Origin of the sequence: Enterobacter cloacae complex sp. IR5402 (assembly GCF_049238125.1) — a bacterium.
In the GTDB taxonomy this organism is placed as follows: Bacteria; Pseudomonadota; Gammaproteobacteria; order Enterobacterales; family Enterobacteriaceae; genus Enterobacter; species Enterobacter hormaechei_C.
The window spans coordinates 110,000-133,563 of record NZ_JBMKHO010000006.1 but is presented as its reverse complement, the minus strand read 5'-3'; the positions used below and the strand labels follow the sequence as shown (position 1 = coordinate 133,563).

Annotated in this window: 24 protein-coding genes; 9 read left to right on the top strand and 15 right to left on the bottom strand. The window is 56.2% G+C overall.

All coding sequences use genetic code 11. The annotated features are described in order from the left end of the window. Positions 1–57: 57 nt before the first annotated feature. Positions 58–921 carry a 16S rRNA (cytidine(1402)-2'-O)-methyltransferase gene (rsmI, locus tag ACOTXL_RS12580; protein WP_000809144.1) on the bottom strand — a complete coding sequence of 288 codons (864 nt, stop codon included), beginning with the start codon at positions 919–921 and terminating at the stop codon, positions 58–60. A gap of 61 nt (positions 922–982) precedes the next feature. Between rsmI and ACOTXL_RS12575 the strand changes: the two genes are divergently transcribed. The 4 genes from ACOTXL_RS12575 to dolP are packed head-to-tail and all read left to right on the top strand — an operon-like array spanning position 983 to position 4,671. Next, the gene (locus ACOTXL_RS12575) at positions 983–3,121 is read left to right on the top strand and encodes a penicillin-binding protein activator (protein ID WP_045350325.1); all 2,139 of its coding nucleotides are present in this window, start codon (positions 983–985) and stop codon (positions 3,119–3,121) included. After that, positions 3,079–3,474, top strand: a complete 396-nt coding sequence (locus ACOTXL_RS12570; protein WP_003861751.1) for a YraN family protein — start codon at positions 3,079–3,081, stop codon at positions 3,472–3,474. The genes ACOTXL_RS12575 and ACOTXL_RS12570 overlap by 43 nt, the downstream gene beginning before the upstream one ends. 21 nt (positions 3,475–3,495) lie before the next feature. Next, on the top strand, positions 3,496–4,086 hold the full coding sequence (diaA, locus tag ACOTXL_RS12565) for a DnaA initiator-associating protein DiaA (RefSeq protein WP_003861754.1): 591 nt from the start codon (positions 3,496–3,498) through the stop codon (positions 4,084–4,086). Between the two features lie 9 nt (positions 4,087–4,095). Next, on the top strand, positions 4,096–4,671 hold the full coding sequence (gene dolP / locus ACOTXL_RS12560) for a division/outer membrane stress-associated lipid-binding lipoprotein (protein WP_003861756.1): 576 nt from the start codon (positions 4,096–4,098) through the stop codon (positions 4,669–4,671). 50 nt (positions 4,672–4,721) lie between these two features. On the opposite strand, the gene ACOTXL_RS12555 is transcribed toward dolP, so the two are convergent. Beyond that, entirely contained in the window at positions 4,722–5,759 is a 1,038-nt protein-coding gene (locus ACOTXL_RS12555) for a permease (RefSeq protein ID WP_003861758.1), read from the bottom strand. Between the two features lie 40 nt (positions 5,760–5,799). Continuing rightward, entirely contained in the window at positions 5,800–6,444 is a 645-nt protein-coding gene (locus tag ACOTXL_RS12550; protein ID WP_023304489.1) for an NAD(P)H-binding protein, read from the bottom strand. Positions 6,445–6,572: 128 nt separating this feature from the next. On the opposite strand from ACOTXL_RS12550, the gene ACOTXL_RS12545 reads away from it, so the two are divergent. Beyond that, a complete protein-coding gene (locus ACOTXL_RS12545) occupies positions 6,573–7,091 on the top strand; it encodes a type 1 glutamine amidotransferase domain-containing protein (protein WP_015571965.1) in 519 nt (172 codons plus the stop codon). Here ACOTXL_RS12545 and ACOTXL_RS12540 read toward each other — a convergent pair. Beyond that, positions 7,071–7,505 (bottom strand): YhbP family protein, encoded by a 435-nt coding sequence (locus ACOTXL_RS12540; RefSeq protein WP_003861766.1) that lies wholly within the window; start codon positions 7,503–7,505, stop codon positions 7,071–7,073. The genes ACOTXL_RS12545 and ACOTXL_RS12540 overlap by 21 nt on opposite strands. Before the next feature lie 14 nt (positions 7,506–7,519). Here ACOTXL_RS12540 and ACOTXL_RS12535 point away from each other — a divergent pair, with 14 nt between their 5' ends. Beyond that, on the top strand, positions 7,520–7,849 hold the full coding sequence (locus tag ACOTXL_RS12535; protein WP_003861768.1) for a GIY-YIG nuclease family protein: 330 nt from the start codon (positions 7,520–7,522) through the stop codon (positions 7,847–7,849). On the opposite strand, the gene ACOTXL_RS12530 is transcribed toward ACOTXL_RS12535, so the two are convergent. Beyond that, positions 7,836–8,339: a GNAT family N-acetyltransferase gene (locus ACOTXL_RS12530; protein WP_003861769.1), complete on the bottom strand. Its 504-nt coding sequence runs from the start codon at positions 8,337–8,339 to the stop codon at positions 7,836–7,838. The two genes, ACOTXL_RS12535 and ACOTXL_RS12530, sit on opposite strands and share 14 nt — an antisense overlap. Next, the gene (ubiT, locus tag ACOTXL_RS12525; RefSeq protein WP_045343283.1) at positions 8,333–8,857 is read right to left on the bottom strand and encodes a ubiquinone anaerobic biosynthesis accessory factor UbiT; all 525 of its coding nucleotides are present in this window, start codon (positions 8,855–8,857) and stop codon (positions 8,333–8,335) included. The genes ACOTXL_RS12530 and ubiT overlap by 7 nt, the downstream gene beginning before the upstream one ends. 221 nt (positions 8,858–9,078) lie before the next feature. Between ubiT and ubiU the strand changes: the two genes are divergently transcribed. The 3 genes from ubiU to ACOTXL_RS12510 all read left to right on the top strand — a co-directional run bounded on the left by ubiU (position 9,079) and on the right by ACOTXL_RS12510 (position 12,046). Next, entirely contained in the window at positions 9,079–10,074 is a 996-nt protein-coding gene (gene ubiU, locus ACOTXL_RS12520; protein ID WP_003861773.1) for a ubiquinone anaerobic biosynthesis protein UbiU, read from the top strand. Between the two features lie 7 nt (positions 10,075–10,081). Beyond that, positions 10,082–10,960: a U32 family peptidase gene (locus ACOTXL_RS12515; RefSeq protein WP_003861775.1), complete on the top strand. Its 879-nt coding sequence runs from the start codon at positions 10,082–10,084 to the stop codon at positions 10,958–10,960. A gap of 78 nt (positions 10,961–11,038) precedes the next feature. Further along, positions 11,039–12,046: a luciferase-like monooxygenase gene (locus ACOTXL_RS12510; RefSeq protein ID WP_006812112.1), complete on the top strand. Its 1,008-nt coding sequence runs from the start codon at positions 11,039–11,041 to the stop codon at positions 12,044–12,046. Positions 12,047–12,146: 100 nt separating this feature from the next. On the opposite strand, the gene mtr is transcribed toward ACOTXL_RS12510, so the two are convergent. The 9 genes from mtr to infB all read right to left on the bottom strand — a co-directional run bounded on the left by mtr (position 12,147) and on the right by infB (position 23,558). Continuing rightward, the gene (mtr, locus tag ACOTXL_RS12505) at positions 12,147–13,391 is read right to left on the bottom strand and encodes a tryptophan permease (RefSeq protein WP_045347164.1); all 1,245 of its coding nucleotides are present in this window, start codon (positions 13,389–13,391) and stop codon (positions 12,147–12,149) included. A 142-nt stretch (positions 13,392–13,533) separates the two neighbouring features. Beyond that, positions 13,534–15,429, bottom strand: a complete 1,896-nt coding sequence (locus ACOTXL_RS12500; protein ID WP_003861780.1) for a DEAD/DEAH family ATP-dependent RNA helicase — start codon at positions 15,427–15,429, stop codon at positions 13,534–13,536. Beyond that, positions 15,422–15,502 carry a protein YrbN gene (gene yrbN / locus ACOTXL_RS12495; protein WP_097397692.1) on the bottom strand — a complete coding sequence of 27 codons (81 nt, stop codon included), beginning with the start codon at positions 15,500–15,502 and terminating at the stop codon, positions 15,422–15,424. Before yrbN ends, ACOTXL_RS12500 begins: the two co-directional genes overlap by 8 nt. A 107-nt stretch (positions 15,503–15,609) precedes the next feature. Next, positions 15,610–16,494, bottom strand: a complete 885-nt coding sequence (gene nlpI, locus ACOTXL_RS12490; RefSeq protein ID WP_003861782.1) for a lipoprotein NlpI — start codon at positions 16,492–16,494, stop codon at positions 15,610–15,612. 110 nt (positions 16,495–16,604) lie between these two features. Continuing rightward, positions 16,605–18,743: a polyribonucleotide nucleotidyltransferase gene (pnp, locus tag ACOTXL_RS12485; RefSeq protein WP_003861786.1), complete on the bottom strand. Its 2,139-nt coding sequence runs from the start codon at positions 18,741–18,743 to the stop codon at positions 16,605–16,607. Positions 18,744–18,985: 242 nt separating this feature from the next. Continuing rightward, positions 18,986–19,255, bottom strand: coding sequence for a 30S ribosomal protein S15 (rpsO, locus tag ACOTXL_RS12480; protein WP_003861789.1), 270 nt, complete (start codon positions 19,253–19,255; stop codon positions 18,986–18,988). Positions 19,256–19,409: 154 nt separating this feature from the next. Further along, positions 19,410–20,360, bottom strand: coding sequence for a tRNA pseudouridine(55) synthase TruB (truB, locus tag ACOTXL_RS12475; RefSeq protein ID WP_003861791.1), 951 nt, complete (start codon positions 20,358–20,360; stop codon positions 19,410–19,412). After that, positions 20,360–20,764: a 30S ribosome-binding factor RbfA gene (gene rbfA, locus ACOTXL_RS12470; RefSeq protein ID WP_003861793.1), complete on the bottom strand. Its 405-nt coding sequence runs from the start codon at positions 20,762–20,764 to the stop codon at positions 20,360–20,362. The genes truB and rbfA overlap by 1 nt, the downstream gene beginning before the upstream one ends. 106 nt (positions 20,765–20,870) lie before the next feature. Continuing rightward, on the bottom strand, positions 20,871–23,558 hold the full coding sequence (gene infB / locus ACOTXL_RS12465) for a translation initiation factor IF-2 (RefSeq protein ID WP_003861796.1): 2,688 nt from the start codon (positions 23,556–23,558) through the stop codon (positions 20,871–20,873). Positions 23,559–23,564 lie beyond the last annotated feature (6 nt).

Genomic DNA, 23,564 nt, shown 5'->3' with positions numbered 1-23,564 from the left:
ACACGGTGTAGGCCGGGTAAGGCGAAGCCGCCACCCGGCAAAACAGGCGGCAGGGTCTTACTCCCCCTGCTGCTCCAGCGCATATTTATACAGCGCATTTTTCTTCACGCCGTGGATCTCCGCCGCCAGCGCCGCCGCTTTTTTCAGGGGGAGTTCAGCCTGTAGCAGAGCCAGCGTACGCAGCGCATCGGCAGGCAGAGCGTCTTCCTGCGCTTTGTGCCCTTCAACAATCAGCACCATTTCGCCCTTGCGGCGGTTTTCATCCTCTTTCACCCACGCCAGCAGTTCGCCAACCGGCGCACCGTGAATGGTTTCCCACGTTTTGGTCAACTCGCGCGCCAGCACCACGTAGCGCCCTTCGCCCCAGACGGTCACCATATCTTCCAGGCTTTCCAGCAGACGGTGAGTTGATTCGTAGAAGATCAACGTACGCGGTTCAGCTTCCAGATCCTTTAACACATCGCGACGGCCTTTGGATTTAGCAGGCAGGAAGCCTTCGTAGCAGAAACGATCGGATGGCAGACCCGCAGCGCTTAACGCCGCAATCGCCGCGCACGGCCCGGGCAGCGGCACAACGCGGATGCCTGCTTCACGGCAGGTGCGTACCAGATGGTAGCCCGGATCGTTGATCAGCGGCGTTCCCGCATCGGAGACCAGCGCGATGTTCTGCCCTTCTTTAAGCTTCGCCACCAGCGTTTCGGCTTTTTGTTGCTCATTGTGATCGTGCAGGGCAAACAAACGGGCGTTAATGGCAAAGTGTTGTAGCAGTAAACCGGTATGACGGGTGTCTTCAGCAGCAATTAAATCAACAGCTTGCAATACGGTGAGCGCACGTTGGGTAATATCAGACAAATTCCCGATAGGAGTAGGTACAATATAAAGCTGGCCTTGAGAATTATCTGCCGTTTCGTGTTGTTTCATTGTTTCGTCCGTATTGCCGATTTAATATTGAGCATTGCGTAAAAAAATCACTGGATACAGTATGGTACCGTTAACGTTTCTTCGAAAAAAAGCCGCGCACAGCGTGCCCCTCCTGCTGGCAGCCCTGATCTTTAGCGGCTGCGGCACCCAGGCACCTGACCAGAGCACTGCTCATATGCAGGGATCCGCTCAGGCTGATTCTGGCTTTTATCTGCAACAAATGTCGCAGAGTACAAATGATACCAGGATCAACTGGCAATTACTCGCCATTCGTGCACTGCTGAAAGAAGGGAAAACCAAGCAGGCCGCCGAGCTGTTCAGCCAGCTGCCGCAGGATCTTAACGACACTCAGCGCCATGAGCAGACGCTGCTGTCAGCAGAACTGAAGGTCGCGCAAAAAGATTACGACGGCGCGAAGAAGATCCTCGGCACCATCGATCTCAGCACGCTGGATAAAAACCAGCAGGCCCGTTTCTGGCAGGCCGGTATCACCTCTGAGCAGGGCCGCCCTTCCCTGACGCTACTCCGCGCGCTGATAGCCCAGGAGCCTCTGCTCGCGGGTGCGGACAAGCAGAAAAATATTGATGCAACCTGGCAGGCGCTCGCCTCCATGACCCAGGATCAGGCCAAAGCGCTGGTAATCAACGCCGATGAAAATGTTCTGCAAGGCTGGCTGGATCTGCAACAGATGTGGTTCAACAACCGCAGCGATCCGAACATGCTGAAAGCTGGCATTACCGACTGGCAAAAGCGTTACCCGCAAAACCCGGGAGCGAAAATGCTGCCAACGCAGCTGGTGAACGTGCAAAACTTTAAGCCCGCCTCCACCAGCAAAATCGCCCTACTGCTGCCGTTAAACGGTCAGGCAGCGGTGTTTGGTCGCGCCATTCAGCAAGGTTTCGAAGCCGCGAAAAACGGCACTACCGCCGTCAGCGGTAGCGCGGTTCCGACCCAGGCAGCACAAGCGGCGAATGTGAATGACGTTGTCAGCCCGTCCGCCGCCGAAACCAGCGACCTGACCACCGCGCAAACCCCTGCGCAGGGCACCATGCAGAATCCGGTTACCGCCCCAACGACGCAGCCCGCTCCCCCTGCGCCTGCGGCAACACAGGCCCCGGCTGAAACACCGGCGCCCGCGACGGCAGAACAACCTCAGCCGCAAACCGAGCAGCCGGAACAGCAGCCAGCAACCCAGCCGCAGGCTGTGGCCACCACCAGCGCTAACCCTGGTGCAGAGTTGAAAATCTACGACACCAGCGCCCAGCCGCTTGACCAGGTGCTGGCGCAGGTTCAGCAGGACGGGGCCAGCATCGTTGTCGGCCCGCTGTTGAAAAACAACGTGGAAGCGCTGATGAAGAGCAACACCACGCTGAACGTGCTGGCGCTTAACCAGCCTGAGCAGGTTCAGAACCGCGTCAATATCTGTTACTTCGCCCTCTCTCCGGAGGATGAAGCCCGCGATGCGGCCCGTCATATTCACGAGCAGGGCAAGCAGGCGCCGCTGCTGTTGATCCCACGCAGCACGCTGGGCGATCGCGTTGCCAACGCGTTTGCGCAAGAGTGGCAGACCCTTGGCGGTGGCGTGGTGTTGCAGCAGAAATTTGGCTCAGCTTCCGAACTGAGAGCGGGCGTGAACGGCGGGGCAGGTATTGCCCTCAACGGTAGCCCGGTATCCGCCAGCCTTCCGCAGCAGCAGAGCGTCACCATCGGCGGTCTGACGATCCCAGCGCCCCCTACCGACGCGCAAATCAGCGGCGGCGGTAAAGTGGATTCGGCGTACATCGTCGCTACGCCGGAAGAGATCGCCTTTATCAAACCAATGATCGCCATGCGTAACGGCAGCCAGAGCGGTGCAACGCTCTACGCCAGCTCACGCAGCGCACAGGGTACCGCAGGCCCGGATTTCCGTCTGGAAATGGAAGGACTGCAATACAGCGAGATCCCGATGCTGGCAGGCAGCAACCCGCAGTTGATGCAGCAGGCGCTGGGCGCGGTGCGCAATGACTATTCCCTGGCGCGTCTGTACGCGATGGGCGTCGATGCCTGGGCGCTGGCAAACCACTTCACCCAGATGCGCCAGGTACCGGGCTTCGAGCTTAACGGGAATACCGGCGATCTGACCGCCGATCAGGATTGTGTGATTAACAGGAAGTTATCATGGCTCAAATACCAGCAGGGGCAGATTGTCCCGGCCAGTTAAGCCGTAAACAGACCGGCGACGCGTGGGAGTTAAAGGCGCGTCGCTGGCTTGAAGGCAAAGGACTGCGCTTTGTCGCCGCCAACGTTCGCGGGCGCGGCGGCGAGATTGACCTGATCATGAAAGACGGTCAGACCATCGTGTTTGTTGAAGTTCGCTACCGACAGTCGTCCCGTTTTGGCGGTGCTGCCGCCAGCGTGACGCTCGCCAAACAACAAAAATTATTACAGACTGCCCACTTGTGGCTTGCCCGCCATAATGGGAGTTTTGATACTGTGGATTGCCGTTTCGATGTGGTAGCCTTCACCGGAAATGCGATCGACTGGCTTAAAAACGCGTTTGGCGAAGACGCATAAATAAGATTTTAAAGGGATACCGTGCTCGAACGAATTAAAGTGTGCTTCACAGAAAGCATTCAAACGCAGATTGCCGCGGCGGAAGCCCTTCCGGACGCGATCTCGCGTGCAGCGATGACACTGGTTCAGTCGCTGCTCAACGGCAACAAAATCCTCTGTTGTGGCAATGGCACGTCCGCCGCCAACGCACAGCATTTTGCTGCCAGCATGATTAATCGCTTTGAAACCGAGCGCCCGAGTTTACCTGCCATTGCACTAAACACCGATAACGTGGTCTTAACTGCGATTGCCAACGATCGTCTGCATGACGAAATCTACGCCAAGCAGGTGCGCGCCTTAGGCCATGCCGGAGACGTGCTGCTGGCGATCTCCACGCGCGGTAACAGCCGGGATATCGTTAAAGCGGTTGAAGCGGCAGTGACCCGTGATATGACGATTGTCGCCCTGACCGGTTACGACGGCGGTGAGCTGGCTGGCCTGCTGGGGCCGCAGGATGTGGAGATCCGCATTCCTTCGCACCGTAGCGCCCGCATCCAGGAGATGCATATGCTCACGGTGAACTGCTTATGCGATCTGATCGATAACACGCTTTTCCCTCACCAGGATGATTAAGGAGTTCTCATGAAGGTTTTATCGGCCCTTGCAGTCGTGATGTCTGCATTACTGCTTCAGGGATGCATCGCTGCCGCTGTAGTCGGTACCGCAGCGGTCGGCACCAAAGCAGCGACCGATCCGCGTACCGTTGGGACGCAGGTGGATGACGGTACGCTTGAGCTGCGCGTAAACAGTGCGCTGTCGAAAGACGAGCAGATCAAGAAGGAAGCACGCATCAACGTGACGGCTTATCAGGGCAAAGTGCTGCTGGCAGGCCAGGCGCCAAATCCTGAACTCGCCTCGCGCGCCAAACAGATCGCGATGGGTGTGGAAGGCACGGCGGAAGTGTATAACGAGATCCGCCAGGGCCAGCCGATTGGTCTCGGCACCGCGTCATCTGATACCTGGATCACCACCAAAGTGCGTTCCCAGCTGCTGGGTACCGACCAGGTGAAATCCTCAAACGTGAAAGTGACCACGGAGAACGGCGAAGTGTTCCTGCTGGGTCTGGTGACGGAACGTGAAGGGAAAGCGGCAGCGGATATCGCCAGCCGGGTGAGCGGCGTGAAACACGTCACCACCGCCTTTACTTACATTAAGTAATTCCCACCTGGCTACAGGCCCGGTAAGCGCTAGCGCCACCGGGCTTTTTTTCACACAAGCGCCATACTCCCCACAATCACTCCACTCAACGCCACCAGCCCCGCAGTCAGCCACAGCGCTTTCGCCGGGAATGATTTACGCAGCATGATAAGCGACGGCAGACTCACCGCCGGCAGCGTGATGAGCAGCGCCAGCGCTGGTGCGGTCCCCATACCGGCCATCATCATGGTCTGAATAATCGGGATCTCCGCCGCGGTTGGGATCACGAACAGGCAACCGGCCACCGCCATCGCAATCACCCACATCAGCGTGTTGTCGATAGCGCCATCCGCATGCGGGAACAGCCAGACGCGCGCGGCCCCCAGCACCAGTACGGCCAGGATATAGACCGGAATGGTGCTCCAGAAAAGCTGCCACAGCGCTTTGCCCCAGCGAGCAAAGAAACTGCCCTGCGGCTCGCTGACGTCCAGCTCAACGGAAGCAGACCCGGCCTCGTTGTCTTTCACCAGGTGCTGCACCAGCGTAGCGACAAGCACCACCGTCAGCAGGCCAGCCGCCAGACGGATAAACGCGAAATGCCAGCCGAGAACGAAGCCCATAAACACCAGCGTTGCCGGATTCAGCAGTGGGTTACCCATCCAGAAGGCAAGCGCGCCGCCCATCGACACGCGCTGTCGGCGCATACCCGCCGCCACCGGTGCGGCGCAGCAGGAACACATCATGCCCGGCAGGGAGAAAATCGTCCCCAGCAGCGTGCCCTGCAAGCGCGGCTGTCCCAGGGTTTTCACCAGCCAGTTACGCGGGATAAGTACCTGAATCAGCGAGCCCAGCAATACGCCCAATACCGCCGCTTTCCAGACGGCAAGAAAATAGACCATTGCGTAATCCCACGCCGCGCGTAGCGGGCTGGAATCGGCCTGCGCGAGAATCGATTTACCGATGCTGTGGGTGTCGGCGGCGGTGAAGGCTTTACCGTAGTACGGCTGCCATTTCACATACCAGAGGCCAATGATGACCACGAGAAAGAAGAGTGCGGGCTTCCACCACTGAACAGGTGTTGCCGCCTGAGATGAAGACTGACCAGTCATACCATTCCCCGGAAGGTGTTATTTAATAAGCCGGGGAAGTTTACGCCTCGCCCTGCGCGATTTCACGCAGTTTTGCCGAAGGGATAATATTAACCCCCTCCTGCGACGGAGCCAGCGCCTCTTTTAGCATCGCCAGCGCGACATCCCGCGCCTCGATGGACTTCCAGTTACCCGGCAGAATGCGAAACAGCGGAGCGAAAAAAGACTCGTTAAAACGACGTTCGTCACGGTGCCCCATCAGCATGGAAGGCCGCGCGATGGTCAGGCGCTCCCATTTCTGCGCGATTAACGCCTCTTCCATTTTGCCCTTCACCTGGTTGTAAAAAAACGGCGAGCCTGCGTTCGCGCCGTGCGCGCTGACCACCAGGAAATGTTTTGCGCCCAGCTTTTTCGCCGTCAGGGCGGTATCCACCACCAGCGTGTAATCCGCATGGACAAAAGCTTCTTTACTGCCCGCTTCCCGTCGGGTGGTGCCAAGGCAGCAAAAGGCGATATCAATGGGATCCTGCACCTGCGCCAGCGCGTCGGTGAGCTGTGGATCGTGCGGGTTATAGACGCCGGTGATATCCAACAGCGGGCGACGCGTCGGGGCGGCGATATAGTTGATATGCCGATCCTGGATCAGCAGCCGCAGCAGATGTCCACCCACCAGCCCGGTTGCGCCGGTAATCAGTACCTGACTCATCTTATCCCCTTTACAGAATTGTCCGTTTGCGTTCTGGGCCTGCTCTACCACACTTAAAAGTCTGTTACCGGTAAGTATTTACCACAAACGGGAAAAAAACAGTCTGAAGCGAAAACAACGGAGGAAGCATGGGTAAAAAAATCGCAGTCTTGATTACCGACGAGTTTGAAGATTCAGAATTTACGTCGCCAGCAGAGGCATTCCGCAAGGCGGGCCACGAAGTGGTCACCATCGAGAAAGAAGCGGGTAAAACCGTGAAGGGCCATAAGGGCGAAGCCAGCGTGACCATTGACGAATCCATTGATAACGTCAGCCCGTCGGATTTCGACGCCCTGCTGTTACCGGGCGGCCATTCACCAGATTCCCTGCGCGGAGACGAGCGTTTCGTCACCTTTACCCGTGACTTCGTCGGCACCGGTAAACCGGTATTTGCCATTTGCCACGGTCCGCAGCTGCTGATCAGCGCCGAGGTGGTACGCGGGCGTAAGCTCACCGCGGTGAAGCCGATCGTTATCGATCTGAAAAACGCGGGAGCCGAGTTCTACGATCAGGAAGTGGTGAACGATAACGATCAGCTGATCACCAGCCGTACACCGGACGATCTGCCGGCGTTTAACCGTGAAGCGCTACGCCTGCTCGGCGCGTAACCAGTGCAGCTTTTTACCAAAGCCCAGGGTGTTGTCGGTAAATTTCAGCTCATCAAGGCGGATTTCCCACACCGGGGCTTTTAGCGCCGCAGCCACCGGGAAGCGGCGCGTATAGCGTTTACGTTGCGCGTCGCTCTCCTCCCCTTCCAGGCGACGAATTTCACCTTTGAACTGGACCCCGCGGATCAGCGCAACAGTTTTAGGCTGACCGTTTACCGTACCTGCCACTTTTGCCTGCTGGCCCGTCATCTGCGCATGCCGCGTTTTGTCTTCGCTCATTACGTAAAAGGCCACGCGCTCGGGATCGTAGTAATAAAAGGCATTTGCGCACCACATCTCCTCGTCTTTACAGACGCACCAGGTCACGACATGCTGCTTTGCCAGCCAGCGGTTAATGGCGGCCAGTGTTTCCATTTTCGCTCTCTCTCATGCTATGGTGCGTTCACCTTAACATACTGAATCTGTTTACTGTGTGCTGGTTTCTCTATCTTGTCCGAACCGCTGATAACGCACTCTACACCGGGATCACTACCGATGTGGCACGGCGTTTTTTACAACATCAAACGGGGAAAGGGGCGAAAGCACTACGGGGGAAAGGTGAACTTCAGTTAGCGTTTTCAGCCGCCGTGGGCGACAGATCCCTGGCGCTCAGGCTGGAATACCGCATCAAGCAGCTGACAAAGCGCCAGAAAGAGCGTCTCGTCAACGGGGACGGCTCTTTCGAGGCGCTACGCGAAAGCCTGCTTAAAAACGATTGAAATGATCGTGGTACTCCACCAGACCGGTAACGCCGTCGAGCGCATCATCCGCCAGAGGATGCACCTGGAAAGATGTTTCCGTGCCCGGCCAGTGGCAGCGCAGATCGTATCTGGACGCTGGCTCAAAACCTAAACGTTCGTAGAACGCCGGATCGCCCAGAACGACGACAGCGGCATAGCCAAATTCATTCAGGGAATCCAGCCCTTCATAGACCAGCTGGCGCGCCAGGCCCTGGCCACGGTAGTTTTCATCCACCGCCAGCGGCGCCATGCCGACCCACTGTAACTCTTCACCCTGCACAATCACCGGGCTGAAGGCCACGTAGCCGACCACCTGCCCTTCATCGTCAGTGGCAACCAGGCCCAGCGTAATCAGGCCATCTTCGCGAAGATCGTGAACCAGTTGGGCTTCGGCGTCGCCTGCAAAAGAGCGGCGTAACAACGCATCGATACCCGGCGCATCAATCCCAATTTCGACTCGAATCAGCATGGTTCACCTACTGAAGTGTGTTTACTGTCCGGCGGGGTTTTTAGCCCGGCCTCAACGAAATCTGCCATTTGCATCAACATCATACGCAGCGCTTTCGGCATCTGCTCCAGTTCAATGGCATCCATTAAATTTTTGACGTACAGACCGAGCTCCGTGTCGCCTTCAATCACCAGACGACGCTGGAAGAAGAGGGTGTCCGGATCCTGTTTGCGCGCGGCGATCATCAGCAGATCGCTGGCATCCGCGCTAAAGCTGACATCCGCCTCGGCGGTTTCACGGACGATAAGCCGATCGTTCTCAACGGAAGTAAACCAGCGCAACCCGAAATCGCGCACTTCAATCTTTAACCAGCGGCCTTCCAGAAACTCCAGCTCACCGTCCTGTAGCGCCTGGCGGAACTGCCAGCTCAGTACCTGTTCCAGCACCTGGCGTTTAAGCGCGAACGGCGCCAGTTTTACCGGCACGCTCAGCATTGATGGACCAAATTGTACGAGACGTGAACGCAGTTTATCCAGCACGAGCTTTACTCCCTGATAGCTATAGTCCTGCTATTTTGCCATATCCCGACAAGAAGATAGCGGCGTAAATCAACAAACCGTTGTCCGGTGTACCTCATTATTGGTGCCATCAATACGCCATTAGCTGCCTTAAATCAAAAATTGTCGCGTATGGGTTAATTAAAATCCCAGCTCGTTAACATTTTTTACGATCCCTGCGATCGACAACATCGGGATAAATTATGGAGCTGCTCTGCCCTGCCGGAAACCTTCCGGCGCTTAAGGCGGCCATCGAAAATGGGGCCGATGCGGTCTATATCGGGCTGAAAGATGATACCAACGCCCGCCATTTTGCGGGTCTTAACTTTACGGAGAAAAAGCTTCAGGAAGCCGTTAACTTCGTCCACCAGCACCGGCGCAAACTGCACATCGCCATCAATACCTTTGCCCATCCTGATGGCTATGCCCGCTGGCAGCGCGCCGTGGATATGGCGGCCCAGCTGGGCGCCGATGCGCTGATCCTGGCCGACCTCGCCATGCTTGAGTATGCGGCAGAACGTTATCCGCATATTGAGCGCCATGTCTCTGTTCAGGCATCGGCCACCAATGAAGAGGCCGTCCGTTTTTATCATCGACACTTTGACGTGGCTCGCGTGGTGCTGCCGCGCGTACTCTCTATTCATCAGGTTAAGCAACTGGCGCGCGTCACGCCAGTGCCGCTGGAGGTTTTTGCCTTCGGCAGCCTGTGCATCATGGCCGAAGGCCGCTGCTATCTTTCCTCGTATTTGACCGGCGAATCGCCAAATACCGTCGGCGCCTGCTCGCCTGCCCGCTTCGTTCGCTGGCAGCAAACGCCGCAGGGACTGGAGTCACGCCTGAATGATGTGTTAATTGACCGCTATCAGGACGGTGAAAACGCGGGCTACCCGACGCTGTGCAAAGGCCGATATCTGGTGGACGGCGAGCGCTACCACGCGCTGGAGGAGCCCACCAGCCTCAACACGCTGGAACTGCTGCCAGAGCTGCTGGCCGCCAATATTGCCTCGGTGAAAATCGAAGGCCGCCAGCGCAGCCCGGCCTACGTGAGCCAGGTGGCAAAGGTGTGGCGTCAGGCCATCGACCGCTGCATGGCGGACCCGCAAAACTACGCCCCGCAGGCGGCATGGATGGAGACGCTCGGCGCGATGTCCGAAGGCACCCAAACCACGCTCGGCGCGTATCACCGTAAATGGCAGTGAGATAATCATGAAATATTCATTAGGGCCGGTGCTTTACTACTGGCCAAAAGAGACGCTGGAAGATTTTTACCAGCAGGCGGCTAACAGCAGCGCCGATGTGATTTACCTCGGCGAAGCGGTGTGCAGCAAGCGCCGCGCCACCAAAGTGGGCGACTGGCTGGATATGGCGAAAAGCCTGGCCGGCAGCGGCAAGCAGGTGGTGCTCTCGACGCTGGCGCTGGTGCAGGCGTCCTCTGAACTGGGCGAGCTGAAGCGCTATGTCGAAAACGGTGAGTTCCTGCTGGAGGCGAGCGACCTGGGCGTGGTGAACATGTGCGCCGAGCGTAAGCTGCCGTTTGTCGCCGGACATGCGCTGAACTGCTATAACGCGGTGACCCTGCGCCTGCTGCTCAAACAGGGGATGACACGCTGGTGCATGCCGGTTGAGCTCTCCCGCGACTGGCTGGCCAACCTGCTTACACAGTGTGAAGAGCTGGGCATTCGCAACAAGTTTGAAGTGGAAGTTCTGAGCTATGGGCATCTGCCGCTGGCCTACTCTGCCCGCTGCTTCACCGCACGTTCCGAAGATCGTCCGAAAGACGAGTGCGAAACCTGCTGCATTAAGTACCCGAACGGACGCAGCATGCTGTCGCAGGAGAATCAGCAGGTGTTTGTTCTTAACGGCATTCAGACCATGAGCGGTTACGTCTATAACCTCGGCAACGAGCTGGCGTCAATGCACGGGCTGGTGGATATGGTGCGTCTTTCGCCGCTGGATACCGGCGTATTCGCCATGCTGGACGCCTTCCGCGCCAACGAAAATGGCGCTGCTCCACTGCCTCTGACGGCAAACAGCGACTGCAACGGTTACTGGCGACGTCTCGCCGGGCTGGAATTGCAGGCATAAAAAAGGCTCACTTTGTTAACAACGGTTATCATTTTTTAATGCAGTATTAAAGATTGACCGTCGACAAAGTGAGCTGTTATGACTGACAAAACCATTCCGTTTTCGGTGCTGGATCTGGCGCCGATCCCACAAGGCTCCTCGGCCAGAGAAGCCTTCACGCACTCTCTCGATCTTGCTCAGCTTGCCGAAAAGCGCGGCTATCACCGCTACTGGCTGGCGGAGCACCACAATATGGTGGGCATCGCCAGCGCCGCCACCTCGGTGCTGATTGGCTATCTGGCGGCGAATACCACCACACTGCACCTGGGCTCCGGCGGCGTGATGCTGCCAAACCACGCCCCGCTGGTGATTGCTGAGCAGTTCGGGACGCTGAATACCCTCTATCCGGGCCGTATTGATTTAGGGCTTGGCCGCGCGCCGGGCAGCGACCAGCCGACCATGCGCGCCCTGCGTCGCCATATGAGCGGCGATATCGATAACTTCCCGCGCGATGTGGCGGAGCTGGTGGACTGGTTTGACGCGCGGGATCCGAACCCGCACGTGCGTCCTGTGCCGGGGTACGGGGAAAAGATCCCGGTATGGCTGTTAGGCTCAAGTCTGTACAGCGCGCAGCTCGCCGCCCAGCTGGGGCTGCCGTTTGCGTTTGCCTCGCATTTCGCACCGGATATGCTGCATCAGGCGCTGCATCTCTACCGCACGCACTTCAAACCGTCCGAGCGTCTGGAGAAACCGTACGCGATGGTGTGTATCAATATCATTGCCGCCGACAGCAATCGCGACGCGGAATTCCTGTTCACCTCCATGCAGCAGGCGTTTGTGAAGCTGCGTCGCGGTGAGACGGGCCAGCTGCCGCCGCCGGTAGAGAATATGCATCAGCTGTGGTCGGCCTCCGAGCAGTATGGCGTGCAGCAGGCTCTGAGTATGTCGCTGGTAGGTGATAAGGCGAAAGTGCGTCACGGGCTGGAGGCGGTGCTGCGTGAAACCCAGGCGGATGAGATTATGGTTAACGGCCAGATTTTCGATCACCAGGCGCGTCTGCATTCGTTTGATTTGGCAATGCAGGTGAAAGAGGAGTTGGTGGGGTAGTTTTTTGCTTTGCCCGGTGGCGCTTCGCTTACCGGGCCTACATTCTTTTCTCCCTCTCCCTGCGGCAGAGGGCCGGGGTGAGGGGTTCAGACCGCATGTTTTACTGATACACAGGCAACAGATTAAAACTCGACAGCACGTGCACCACCGCGTTACCGATACCAAATACCAGGATCAGCGCAATCATCGGTTTTCCGCCCCAGACGCGGAATTTCGGGCTGCCGAAGCGCTTACGTGATTTGCGCGCCAGCAGCGCCGGTACAATCGCCGCCCAGATGGTGGCCGCCAGTCCTGCATAGCCGATGGCGTAGAGGAAACCGTTCGGCCACAGCAGGCCGCCCACAATCGGCGGCAGGAAGGTCAACAGCGCCGTTTTGAAGCGCCCCGTCGCAGAGTCATCAAAACCAAACAGATCCGCCAGGTAGTCAAACAGGCCCAGCGTCACGCCGAGGAATGAACTCGCCACCGCAAAGTTCGAGAAGACCACCAGAAGCAGATCCAGGCTGCGGCTGTTCAGCACGCCGCTCAGCGCCTGTACCAGCACATCAATGTTACCGCCCTTCTGCGCAATGCCGATAAATTCCGGACGCGGGATGTTACCCATCGTCCCCAGCAGCCAGATCACATACAGCGCCAGCGCCAGCAGCGTGCCGTAAACCAGGCATTTCACGATGGTGCGCGGATCCTTGCCGTAGTACTTCATCAGGCTCGGTACGTTACCGTGGTAGCCAAACGACGCCAGACAGAACGGCAGGGTCATCAGCAGGTACGGCGTATAAGAGGTGTTCGTTTCGGCAACGTTAAACAGCGTGGCCGGCGTGACGTGCCCCAGCAGGCTGCCGAAGGTAAGAAAGAAGGTGATGACCTTTGCGCCCAGCACGATTGCCGTCATGCGGCTGACCGCTTTGGTGCTCATCCAGACGATAAACGCCACGCCCAGCGCGAAGCAGAGACCCGCCAGACGCGCCGGAACGTTCAGCGACATCTCTGAGAAGGTGTGATGCAGAATCGACCCGCTCGCTGAAATGTACGCGTAGGTCAGGATATAGAGTACAAACGCGATGGACAGCCCGTTCACCAGGTTCCAGCCTTTGCCCAACAGATCCCGGGTGAGGGTGTCGAAGCTGGAGCCAATGCGATAGTTCAGGTTTGCTTCAAGGATCATCAGCCCGGAATGAAGCATGCAGAACCAGGTGAAAACCAGCGCCGCCAGCGACCAGAAGAACCACGCACCGGACATGACCACAGGCAGGGAAAACATCCCGGCACCAATGATGGTTCCGCCGATGATCACCACGCCGCCAAGCAGCGAAGGTGACGTTTGGGTGGTGGTTAGTGTTGCCATGCGGCCTTATCTCCAGTGAAAAATGTGGTTCTGCATTTTAATGTGCTGCACTGTACCAGTACAAGAGTACAAAAGGAATAAAAAAAGCCCCGATAGCGACTATCGGGGCTGTATATTTTACTTTACGTCAGAAGCGAAAGGCTTACGCGTCACCGAAACGACGACGGCTGGCACCTTCTTCACGGCGTGGACCACGGTTTTCGCGGCGCTCACCGGAGAAACGACGGCCTTCACCACCGCGACCTTCGCTGCGACCGCCTTCACGACGCTCGCCACCGAAACCGCGACCACCGCCACGACGTTCGCCGCCACGGTCAGGACGTGGCTGTGCATCGCCCAGCAGCTGCATGTTCATCGGCTTGTTCAGGATGCGGGTGCGAGTAAAGTGTTGCAGTACTTCGCCCGGCATGCCTTTTGGCAGCTCGATGGTGGAGTGGGAACCGAACAGCTTGATGTTACCAATGTAACGGCTGCTGATGTCGCCTTCGTTAGCGATCGCGCCAACGATGTGACGAACTTCAACACCATCATCACGGCCCACTTCAATGCGATACAGTTCCATTTCGCCAGCGTCACGACGCTCGCGACGTGGACGGTCTTCACCACCACGCTCTGGACGGTCACCGCGTGGACCACGGTCGTTACGGTCGCCACGACGTTCGAAACGATCGTCACGGTCACGGAACTCACGCTTAGGACGCATCGGCGCATCAGGTGGCACGATCAGGCTACGTTCGCCCTGCGCCATTTTCAGCAGTGCTGCGGCCAGGGTTTCCATGTCCAGCTCTTCGCCTTCAGCGACAGGCTGGATCTGGGACAGCAGCGCACGGTACTGATCCAGATCGCTGCTTTCCAGCTGCTGCTGTACTTTCGCGGCGAATTTTTCCAGACGGCGTTTGCCCAGCAGTTCTGCGTTTGGCAGCTCAGCTTCTGGAATGGTCAGCTTCATGGTGCGTTCAATGTTACGCAGCAGACGACGCTCGCGGTTCTCAACGAACAGCAGCGCACGGCCCGCACGACCCGCACGACCGGTACGGCCGATACGGTGAACGTAAGACTCGGAGTCCATTGGGATATCGTAGTTTACAACCAGGCTGATACGCTCAACGTCCAGACCACGTGCTGCCACGTCGGTTGCAATCAGAATATCCAGACGACCGTCTTTCAGACGCTCCAGGGTCTGCTCGCGCAGGGCCTGGTTCATGTCGCCGTTCAGCGCTGCGCTGTTGTAGCCGCTACGCTCCAGGGCTTCAGCCACTTCCAGGGTCGCGTTTTTGGTACGTACGAAGATAATCGCCGCATCAAAATCTTCCGCTTCCAGGAAACGGACCAGCGCTTCGTTTTTGCGCATGCCGTATACAGACCAGTAGCTCTGGCTGATGTCCGGGCGAGTGGTCACGCTGGACTGAATGCGCACTTCCTGCGGCTCTTTCATGAAGCGGCGGGTAATGCGACGGATCGCTTCTGGCATAGTTGCAGAGAACAGAGCGGTCTGATGACCTTCCGGGATCTGCGCCATGATGGTTTCTACGTCTTCGATGAAGCCCATACGCAGCATTTCATCGGCTTCGTCCAGTACCAGGCCGCTCAGTTTAGAGAGGTCCAGGGTACCGCGCTTCAGGTGATCCAGCAGACGGCCCGGCGTACCGACAACAATTTGTGGGCCCTGGCGCAGGGCGCGTAACTGCACGTCATAACGCTGGCCGCCGTACAGGGCTACCACGTTTACGCCGCGCATATGTTTAGAGAATTCCGTCATGGCTTCAGCAACCTGAACAGCCAGTTCACGGGTTGGAGCCAGGACGAGGATCTGCGGCGCGCGCAGGTCCGGATCAATGTTGTTCAGCAGCGGCAGCGAGAATGCTGCGGTTTTACCGCTACCAGTCTGGGCCATGCCCAGCACGTCACGACCAGAAAGCAGGTGTGGGATACACTCAGCCTGGATCGGAGATGGTTTTTCGTAACCCAGATCGTTAAGGGCTTCAAGGATAGGAGCCTTCAGGCCCAGATCTGCAAAAGTGGTTTCGAATTCAGCCATGTAGTACAAGTGCCTCGATATTAATGGCGGCCAGTCTACTTAGCTCATCGTGAAAATGATTAGCAATTTTCATTGAAAAGTGTGAACCGGCTCAAATTAGGTGTATTGACGAACAACAACGCCCTCACCAGTGAAGGTGATGGCAATCAAAAGATTACGGGCTGATGTTTATGTCGTCAGCTATTGCTGGTCCGATTCTGCCAGGTCGTCTTGCTCCTGGCCCAAGAGCGATAATTCCAACAATGCATAACGGTGCTCAACGAAGTTATGTACGTTGTTAGCAACCGCTAATTTGAACAGTGCCGTAGCGCTGTCCATATCCCCCAGACTTAGGTAGTACTTACCTAAATAGAAGTTGGTTTCACTGAGATGCTCAGCGAGCGAGGTGTTATCCGTTGCGTCCGCCTTGAGGCGTTCCATCAGCGTTGCTTCGCTAATGTTGCCCAGGTAGAACTCGACAATGTTCCATCCCCACTGTTCCTTGTCCGATTTCTCGAAGCGCTGTTTCAGTGCTTCTTTGGCCTGCTTCTCATCAAGCTTCTGCTCAACGATGTAAAGCCACAGGCTGCGGAAAGGATCATTAGGATCGTCTTGATAAAACGCCAGCAGATCATCTTGCGCTAACTTATCACGTCCGCCGTAATACAATGCGATACCGCGATTCAAGTGCGCGTAGTTGTAAGTTGGATCAAGCTCAAGTACAGAATCAAACGCTTCATAGGCAGCATCAAAATTGCCTGCCTGCGTTAAATAAATGCCTAAGTAATTGAATACTTCAGGCATATCAGGTCGAATCGCCAGCGCTTGTGAAAAATCATTTCGCGCCAGTGCCCTCAGACCGAGACTATCATACAACACTCCGCGCTCATATAAAAGCTGTGCGCGTTCGTCATCGGTTAAAGCCCGACTGGCAAGTATTTGTTCCATGCGTGCCAGAATGACTTCCTGCTGCAAAGTCGGTTGCAATGGCACTGCGAGGACTTCGCTCTTACGCCAGGCAGAGTTGCTGCATCCTGCCAGCGTTAAAGCTGTCGCAACGAAACACCAGCGCAAAAAAGGCTTCATTTCCCACTCCCGAAGACAACTATTGGATGAACGTCCTGTCCCCCGGCGGCTTAACAAGGCGTCCTGCCTGATAATAAGCCCTCCGCCTGCGCGGAGGGCAAATGGCAACCTTACTCGCCTTGCTGTTCAGCAGCCGGAGCTTCCGGCGCCGCAGCAGGCTGAGACTGCTCGGTTGCTTCTTTAATGCTCAGACGGATACGGCCCTGGCGGTCAACTTCCAGAACTTTCACCGGTACTTCCTGACCCATTTGCAGGTAATCGGTCACTTTCTCAACGCGCTTGTCAGCGATCTGAGAGATGTGTACCAGACCTTCTTTACCGCCACCGATGGCAACGAATGCGCCAAAGTCAACGATACGGGTCACTTTACCATTGTAGATACGGCCCACTTCGATTTCTGCCGTGATCTCTTCGATACGACGGATAGCGTATTTCGCTTTCTCGCCGTCGGTTGCTGCGATCTTCACAGTACCGTCATCTTCGATTTCGATGGTGGTGCCCGTTTCTTCGGTCAGTGCACGGATAACGGAACCGCCCTTACCGATAACATCTTTGATCTTGTCTGGATTGATCTTGATGGTGTGAATACGCGGAGCGAATTCAGAGATATCACCGCGTGGCGCGTTGATAGCCTGTTCCATCACGCCCAGGATGTGCAGACGCGCACCTTTAGCCTGGTTCAGAGCAACCTGCATGATCTCTTTGGTGATACCTTCAATTTTGATATCCATCTGCAAAGCAGAGATACCGTCGCGGGAACCCGCCACTTTGAAGTCCATATCACCCAGGTGGTCTTCATCACCCAGAATGTCAGACAGAACAACGTAGTTGTCGCCTTCTTTCACCAGACCCATTGCGATACCCGCAACGGCGGCTTTAATTGGCACGCCTGCATCCATCAGCGCCAGAGAAGCACCACACACGGAAGCCATGGAAGAAGAACCGTTGGATTCAGTGATTTCAGACACCACACGTACGGTGTACGGGAATTTGTCTGCTTCTGGCATCACTGCCAGCACGCCGCGCTTCGCCAGACGACCGTGACCAATTTCACGACGCTTCGGTGAGCCAACCATACCGGTTTCGCCCACAGAGTACGGAGGGAAGTTGTAGTGGAACAGGAAGCTGTCAGTGCGCTCGCCCATCAGTTCGTCGATGATCTGTGCGTCACGTGCAGTACCCAGAGTCGCGGTTACCAGCGCCTGCGTTTCACCACGGGTGAACAGCGCAGAACCGTGAGTACGTGGCAGTACGCCAGTACGCACGTCCAGACCACGGATCATGTCTTTTTCACGGCCATCAATACGCGGCTCGCCTGCCAGTACGCGGCTACGAACAACGTTTTTCTCAATGGCATGCAGGATTTCGCCAATTTCGTTAGCGTCCAGCGTTTCGTCTTCGGCAACCAGGGTCGCGGTCACTTCAGATTTGATCACATCAACCTGAGCATAGCGCTCCTGTTTGTCGGTGATGCGGTATGCGTCGCTCAGACGAGATTCTGCCAGTGCAGCAACGCGTGCGTTCAGCGCGTCGTTTGCCGCTTCTGGCTGCCAGTCCCAGCGTGGTTTACCGGCTTCTTTCACCAGGTCGTTGATGTTCTGGATAACAACCTGCTGCTGGTCGTGGCCGAAGACCACAGCGCCCAGCATCTGGTCTTCGCTCAGCAGTTCAGCTTCGGATTCAACCATCAGCACCGCGGCTTCAGTACCGGCGACAACCAGGTCCAGCTTACTCTCTTTCAGCTCTTCCTGAGTTGGGTTCAGCACGTACTGATCATTGATGTAACCCACGCGCGCAGCACCGATTGGACCATTGAATGGAATACCAGACAGTGACAGGGCAGCAGACGCACCGATCATCGCAACGATGTCCGGGTTAACCTGCGGGTTAACGGAAACAACGGTTGCGATAACCTGCACTTCGTTCACGAAGCCTTCCGGGAACAGCGGACGAACCGGGCGGTCAATCAGACGCGCGATCAGGGTTTCGCCTTCGCTTGGACGGCCTTCACGACGGAAGAAGCCACCTGGGATTTTACCGGCAGCGTAGGTACGCTCCTGGTAGTTAACGGTCAGCGGGAAGAAGTCCTGACCTGGTTTAGCTTTTTTCTGGCCAACTACGGTAACGAATACAGCAGTGTCATCCATGCTTACCATAACGGCAGCAGTAGCCTGACGCGCCATCATGCCGGTTTCCAGCGTGACGGTATGCTGACCATACTGGAATTTACGAACGATCGGATTCAGCAAAGTTCTGTCCTTTCTTAAATGTTTGAAAGCACACCTCAGGTGTGCTGACGATTTAACCCGACCTTCTTCGCATCCTCGCGACTAATGACAACCGACACCCCCCTGGGTGAAGCCTCTCATTAGCCGCGCGAACCTCTGCAATGAAGATCATTTATAGCAACAATACAATAGTTTCCATTGAATTGCTGCCGTCTGGTTGAAAAAAGGGGCCATCAGGCCCCCTTTTCTGAAACTCGCAAGAATTAGCGACGCAGACCCAGACGCTCGATCAGCGCGGTGTAGCGTGCAACATCTTTACGCTTCAGGTAGTCGAGCAGTTTACGACGCTGAGAAACCATACGCAGCAGACCACGACGGCTGTGGTGATCTTTTTTGTGCTCTGCAAAGTGACCTTGCAGGTGGTTAATCTGTGCAGTCAGCAGTGCAACCTGAACTTCGGTAGAACCGCTGTCGTTAGTACCACGACCAAACTCAGAAACGATTTTAGCTTTAGCTTCAACGCTTAGAGACATTTTCAAACTCCAAAGTATAAAGAATGTAAGGATGCCGATCTCTAATTCAGCTATCCCATGTACGCCCCGCAGATTGTTAAACAATTTACCAGGCGTTAAGCGGCGATATTCTACTCGTCTCCCCTGCTTATCGCAAGGTAAGGCGTTATCACCGTCACGCTTCGACCGGATATTCGACGACCAGACGACGCGGCGCCACACGCCCTTCGCCGTCCATTTCGCCCATACCGATGAATTTCCCTTCGTCACCTTCCGTCACGCGTACCAGGCCCTCAAGCGGTGCCCCCGTTGTGCGAACCGGGTTTCCGTTCTTAAAGTAAACGGACGATGTTAAAGGAAGATTAACAACCGGGAAGTCCACTGCCGGACTGTCCATTGGCATCAGCAGCGGGTCCAGCAGATCGGCCGGCGCAACGCCCTGCGCTTGCGCCTGCTCAATCAGGGCGTGCAGATGCTCAAGCGTCACCATGCGTTCGACCGGATATTTGCTGACCGCCAGACGACGCAGATAAATCACATGCGCGCCGCAGCCCAGCTTTTCACCGAGGTCATCAATGATGGTGCGGATATAGGTCCCTTTCGAACAGTGTACTTCCAGCTCGAGTTCATCACCTTCGTGACGAATGAACAGCAGCTCATACACGGTAATCGGACGAGCTTCGCGCGGAACCTCAATGCCCTGACGTGCATATTCGTAGAGCTTTTTGCCCTGATATTTCAGCGCCGAATACATCGACGGCACCTGTAGCGTATCACCACGGAAGCTGTCCAGCGCCGCATCAAGTTGCTCTGCGCTGAAGGTCACCGGGCGCTCTTCCACCACCTGGCCATCTGCATCGGAGGTATCCGTACGCTGGCCCAGTTTGGCAATCACGCGGTAGCGCTTATCGGAATCCAGCAGGTACTGGGAAAACTTTGTCGCTTCCCCCAGGCAGATCGGCAGCATGCCGGTTGCCAGCGGATCCAGCGCGCCGGTGTGCCCTGCTCGGTTGGCGTTATAAATACGCTTCACTTTTTGCAGCACGTCGTTGCTGGATGCGCCCTGTGGTTTATCCAGCAAGAGCACGCCATGCACGTCACGACCGCGACGACGAGGACGACTCATCAGTCCTCCTTGCTGTCGTCCGCCGGGTTAACACGACGCTCATCGTCATGTTTCACCACGCTGGTCACCAGGTTGGACATACGCATACCTTCAACCAGCGAGTTGTCGTAGAAGAAGGTCAGCTCTGGCACGATACGCAGGCGCATCGCTTTGCCAAGCAGAGAGCGAATGAAACCAGAGGCTTCCTGCAACGCTTTAATGCCGTTCTTCACAGCGTCTTCATCCTGGTCATTCAGGAAAGTTACAAACACTTTGGCGTACGCCAGGTCGCGGGACATTTCCACGCCAGACACGGTGGTCATCATACCCACGCGTGGATCTTTGATTTCACGTTGCAGAATGAGAGCGATCTCTTTCTGCATCTCCTGCGCGACGCGCTGTGGGCGACCAAATTCTTTCGCCATAATAAATTCTCCAGACAAAAAAGGGGCTTAAGCCCCTTTTTAAAATTACTGCCGGGTGGCGCTTCGCTTACCCGGCCTACGCTCATTAATCTTCTGTTGAAGAAGATTACGCGATGGTACGCTGAATTTCGATGATCTCGAACACTTCGATCATATCGCCAACGCGAACGTCGTTGTAGTTCTTCACGCCGATACCACATTCCATGCCGTTACGGACTTCGTTAACGTCATCTTTAAAGCGGCGCAGGGATTCCAGCTCGCCTTCGTAGATAACCACGTTGTCACGCAGTACGCGGATTGGGTTGTGACGCTTGATGGTCCCTTCGGTAACCATACAGCCCGCGATCGCACCGAATTTCGGTGATTTGAACACGTCACGTACTTCAGCCAGACCGATGATCTGCTGTTTCAGCTCAGGAGACAGCATGCCGCTCATCGCTGCTTTCACTTCGTCAATCAGGTTATAGATGACGGAGTAGTAACGCAGATCCAGGCTTTCAGCATCAATCACTTTACGCGCAGATGCGTCAGCACGAACGTTGAAGCCAACCAGGATCGCGTTGGACGCTGCTGCCAGAGTTGCGTCGGTTTCGGTGATACCACCTACGCCAGAACCGATGATCTTCACTTTCACTTCGTCGGTAGACAGTTTCAGCAAGGAGTCGGAGATCGCTTCCACAGAACCCTGAACGTCCGCTTTCAGAACAACGTTCACTTCGTGAACTTCGCCTTCGGTCATGTTGGCGAACATATTCTCGAGTTTAGATTTCTGCTGACGAGCCAGCTTCACTTCACGGAATTTACCCTGACGATACAGAGCGACTTCACGCGCTTTCTTCTCGTCACGTACGACGGTTACTTCGTCACCGGCAGCCGGAACACCGGACAGCCCCAGGATTTCCACTGGAATGGACGGACCCGCTTCCAGCACTTCCTGACCCAGTTCGTTACGCATCGCGCGAACGCGACCGTATTCGAAACCACACAGAACGATGTCGCCCTTGTGCAGAGTACCTTCGCGAACCAGAACGGTTGCAACCGGACCACGACCTTTATCCAGGAAGGATTCGATTACCGCGCCGCTCGCCATACCTTTACGAACCGCTTTCAGCTCCAGAACTTCAGCCTGAAGCAGGATGGCGTTCAGCAGGTCGTCGATACCGGTACCCGCTTTTGCAGATACAGGGATGAACTGTGCTTCACCGCCCCACTCTTCCGGCATAACGCCGTACTGGGACAGTTCGTTCTTCACGCGATCCATATCGGCTTCTGGCTTATCGATTTTGTTGACTGCAACAACCAGAGGCACCTGCGCCGCTTTCGCGTGCTGGATAGCTTCAATGGTCTGCGGCATCACGCCATCGTCGGCAGCAACAACCAGAACAACGATATCCGTTGCCTGAGCACCACGAGCACGCATTGAGGTAAACGCTGCGTGGCCTGGGGTATCCAGGAAGGTGATCATGCCGTTTTCGGTTTCTACGTGGTAAGCACCGATGTGCTGGGTAATACCACCCGCTTCGCCGGAGGCAACCTTAGTAGAACGAATGTAGTCAAGCAGAGAGGTTTTACCGTGGTCAACGTGACCCATGATGGTCACAACCGGTGCGCGCGGTTCAGCCGCTGCGCCCGTATCACGGTCGCTCATTACTGCTTCTTCCAGCTCGTTTTCACGACGCAGGATAACTTTGTGGCCCATCTCTTCGGCAACCAGCTGTGCGGTTTCCTGGTCGATGACCTGGTTAATGGTGGCCATTGCGCCCAGTTTCATCATCGCTTTGATGACCTGAGAGCCTTTCACCGCCATTTTGTTAGCCAGTTCGCCAACGGTGATAGTTTCGCCGATCACAACGTCACGGTTAACGGCCTGAGCAGGCTTCTGGAAGCCCTGCTGGAGAGCGGAACCTTTACGCTTGCCGCCTTTACCGCCGCGAACCGCTGCACGCGCTTCTTCACGGTCAGCTTTTGATTCAGCGTGTTTGTTACCTTTTTTCGCAGGACGCGCAGCTTTTGCACTGCGAGTACGACCACGACCACCTTCTACTTCGCGGTCGTTGTCGTCTTCTGCCTGACGCGCATGCTGAGACGTGGTGACGTGATAATCGCTGGTATCTTCAGTTGGTTCAGCAGTATTCACACCATTCTTCTCGTTTTCTTCTGCCATGCGACGCGCTTCTTCGGCGACGCGGCGAGCTTCTTCTTCAAGCTTGCGGCGGGCTTCTTCTTCCGCTTTACGCTTCAGCTCGGCAGCTTCATTTTCACGGCGGGCTTTTTCAGCCTGGGCAGTTTTGGTCATTTCGTCGGTCTGTTGATTGCTCACTTTGTCTTTTTCCGCAGCGTCACGCTTCGCTTTTTCACCGGCGTCGCGTTTCGCTTTTTCTGCGGCCTCACGTTCAGCTTTTAATTCTGCTTCACGTTTGGCAGTGGCTTCTGCCTCACGCTGAGCTTGTTCTTCCGCTTCACGCTGTGCCTGCTCTTCCGCGGCAAGGCGTTCTGCCTCTTGCGGATCACGTTTTACAAAGGTGCGCGTCTTGCGGACTTCAATTTGTACCGACTTGCTTTTGCCACCGGTACCAGGGATGTTCAACGTGCTACGCGTTTTACGCTGTAGCGTTAACTTGTCAGGCGTAGAGCCGTGTTCACGGTTCAGGTGCGCTAACAAGGTTTGTTTTTCTTGCGCGGTCACCGAGTCATCAGCGGACTTCGGGATCCCTGCATCAGCAAATTGCTGTACCAGGCGGTCCACGGAGGTCTGAATCTCAGCAGCCAGCGATTTTACAGTTACATCAGTCATGCTGTT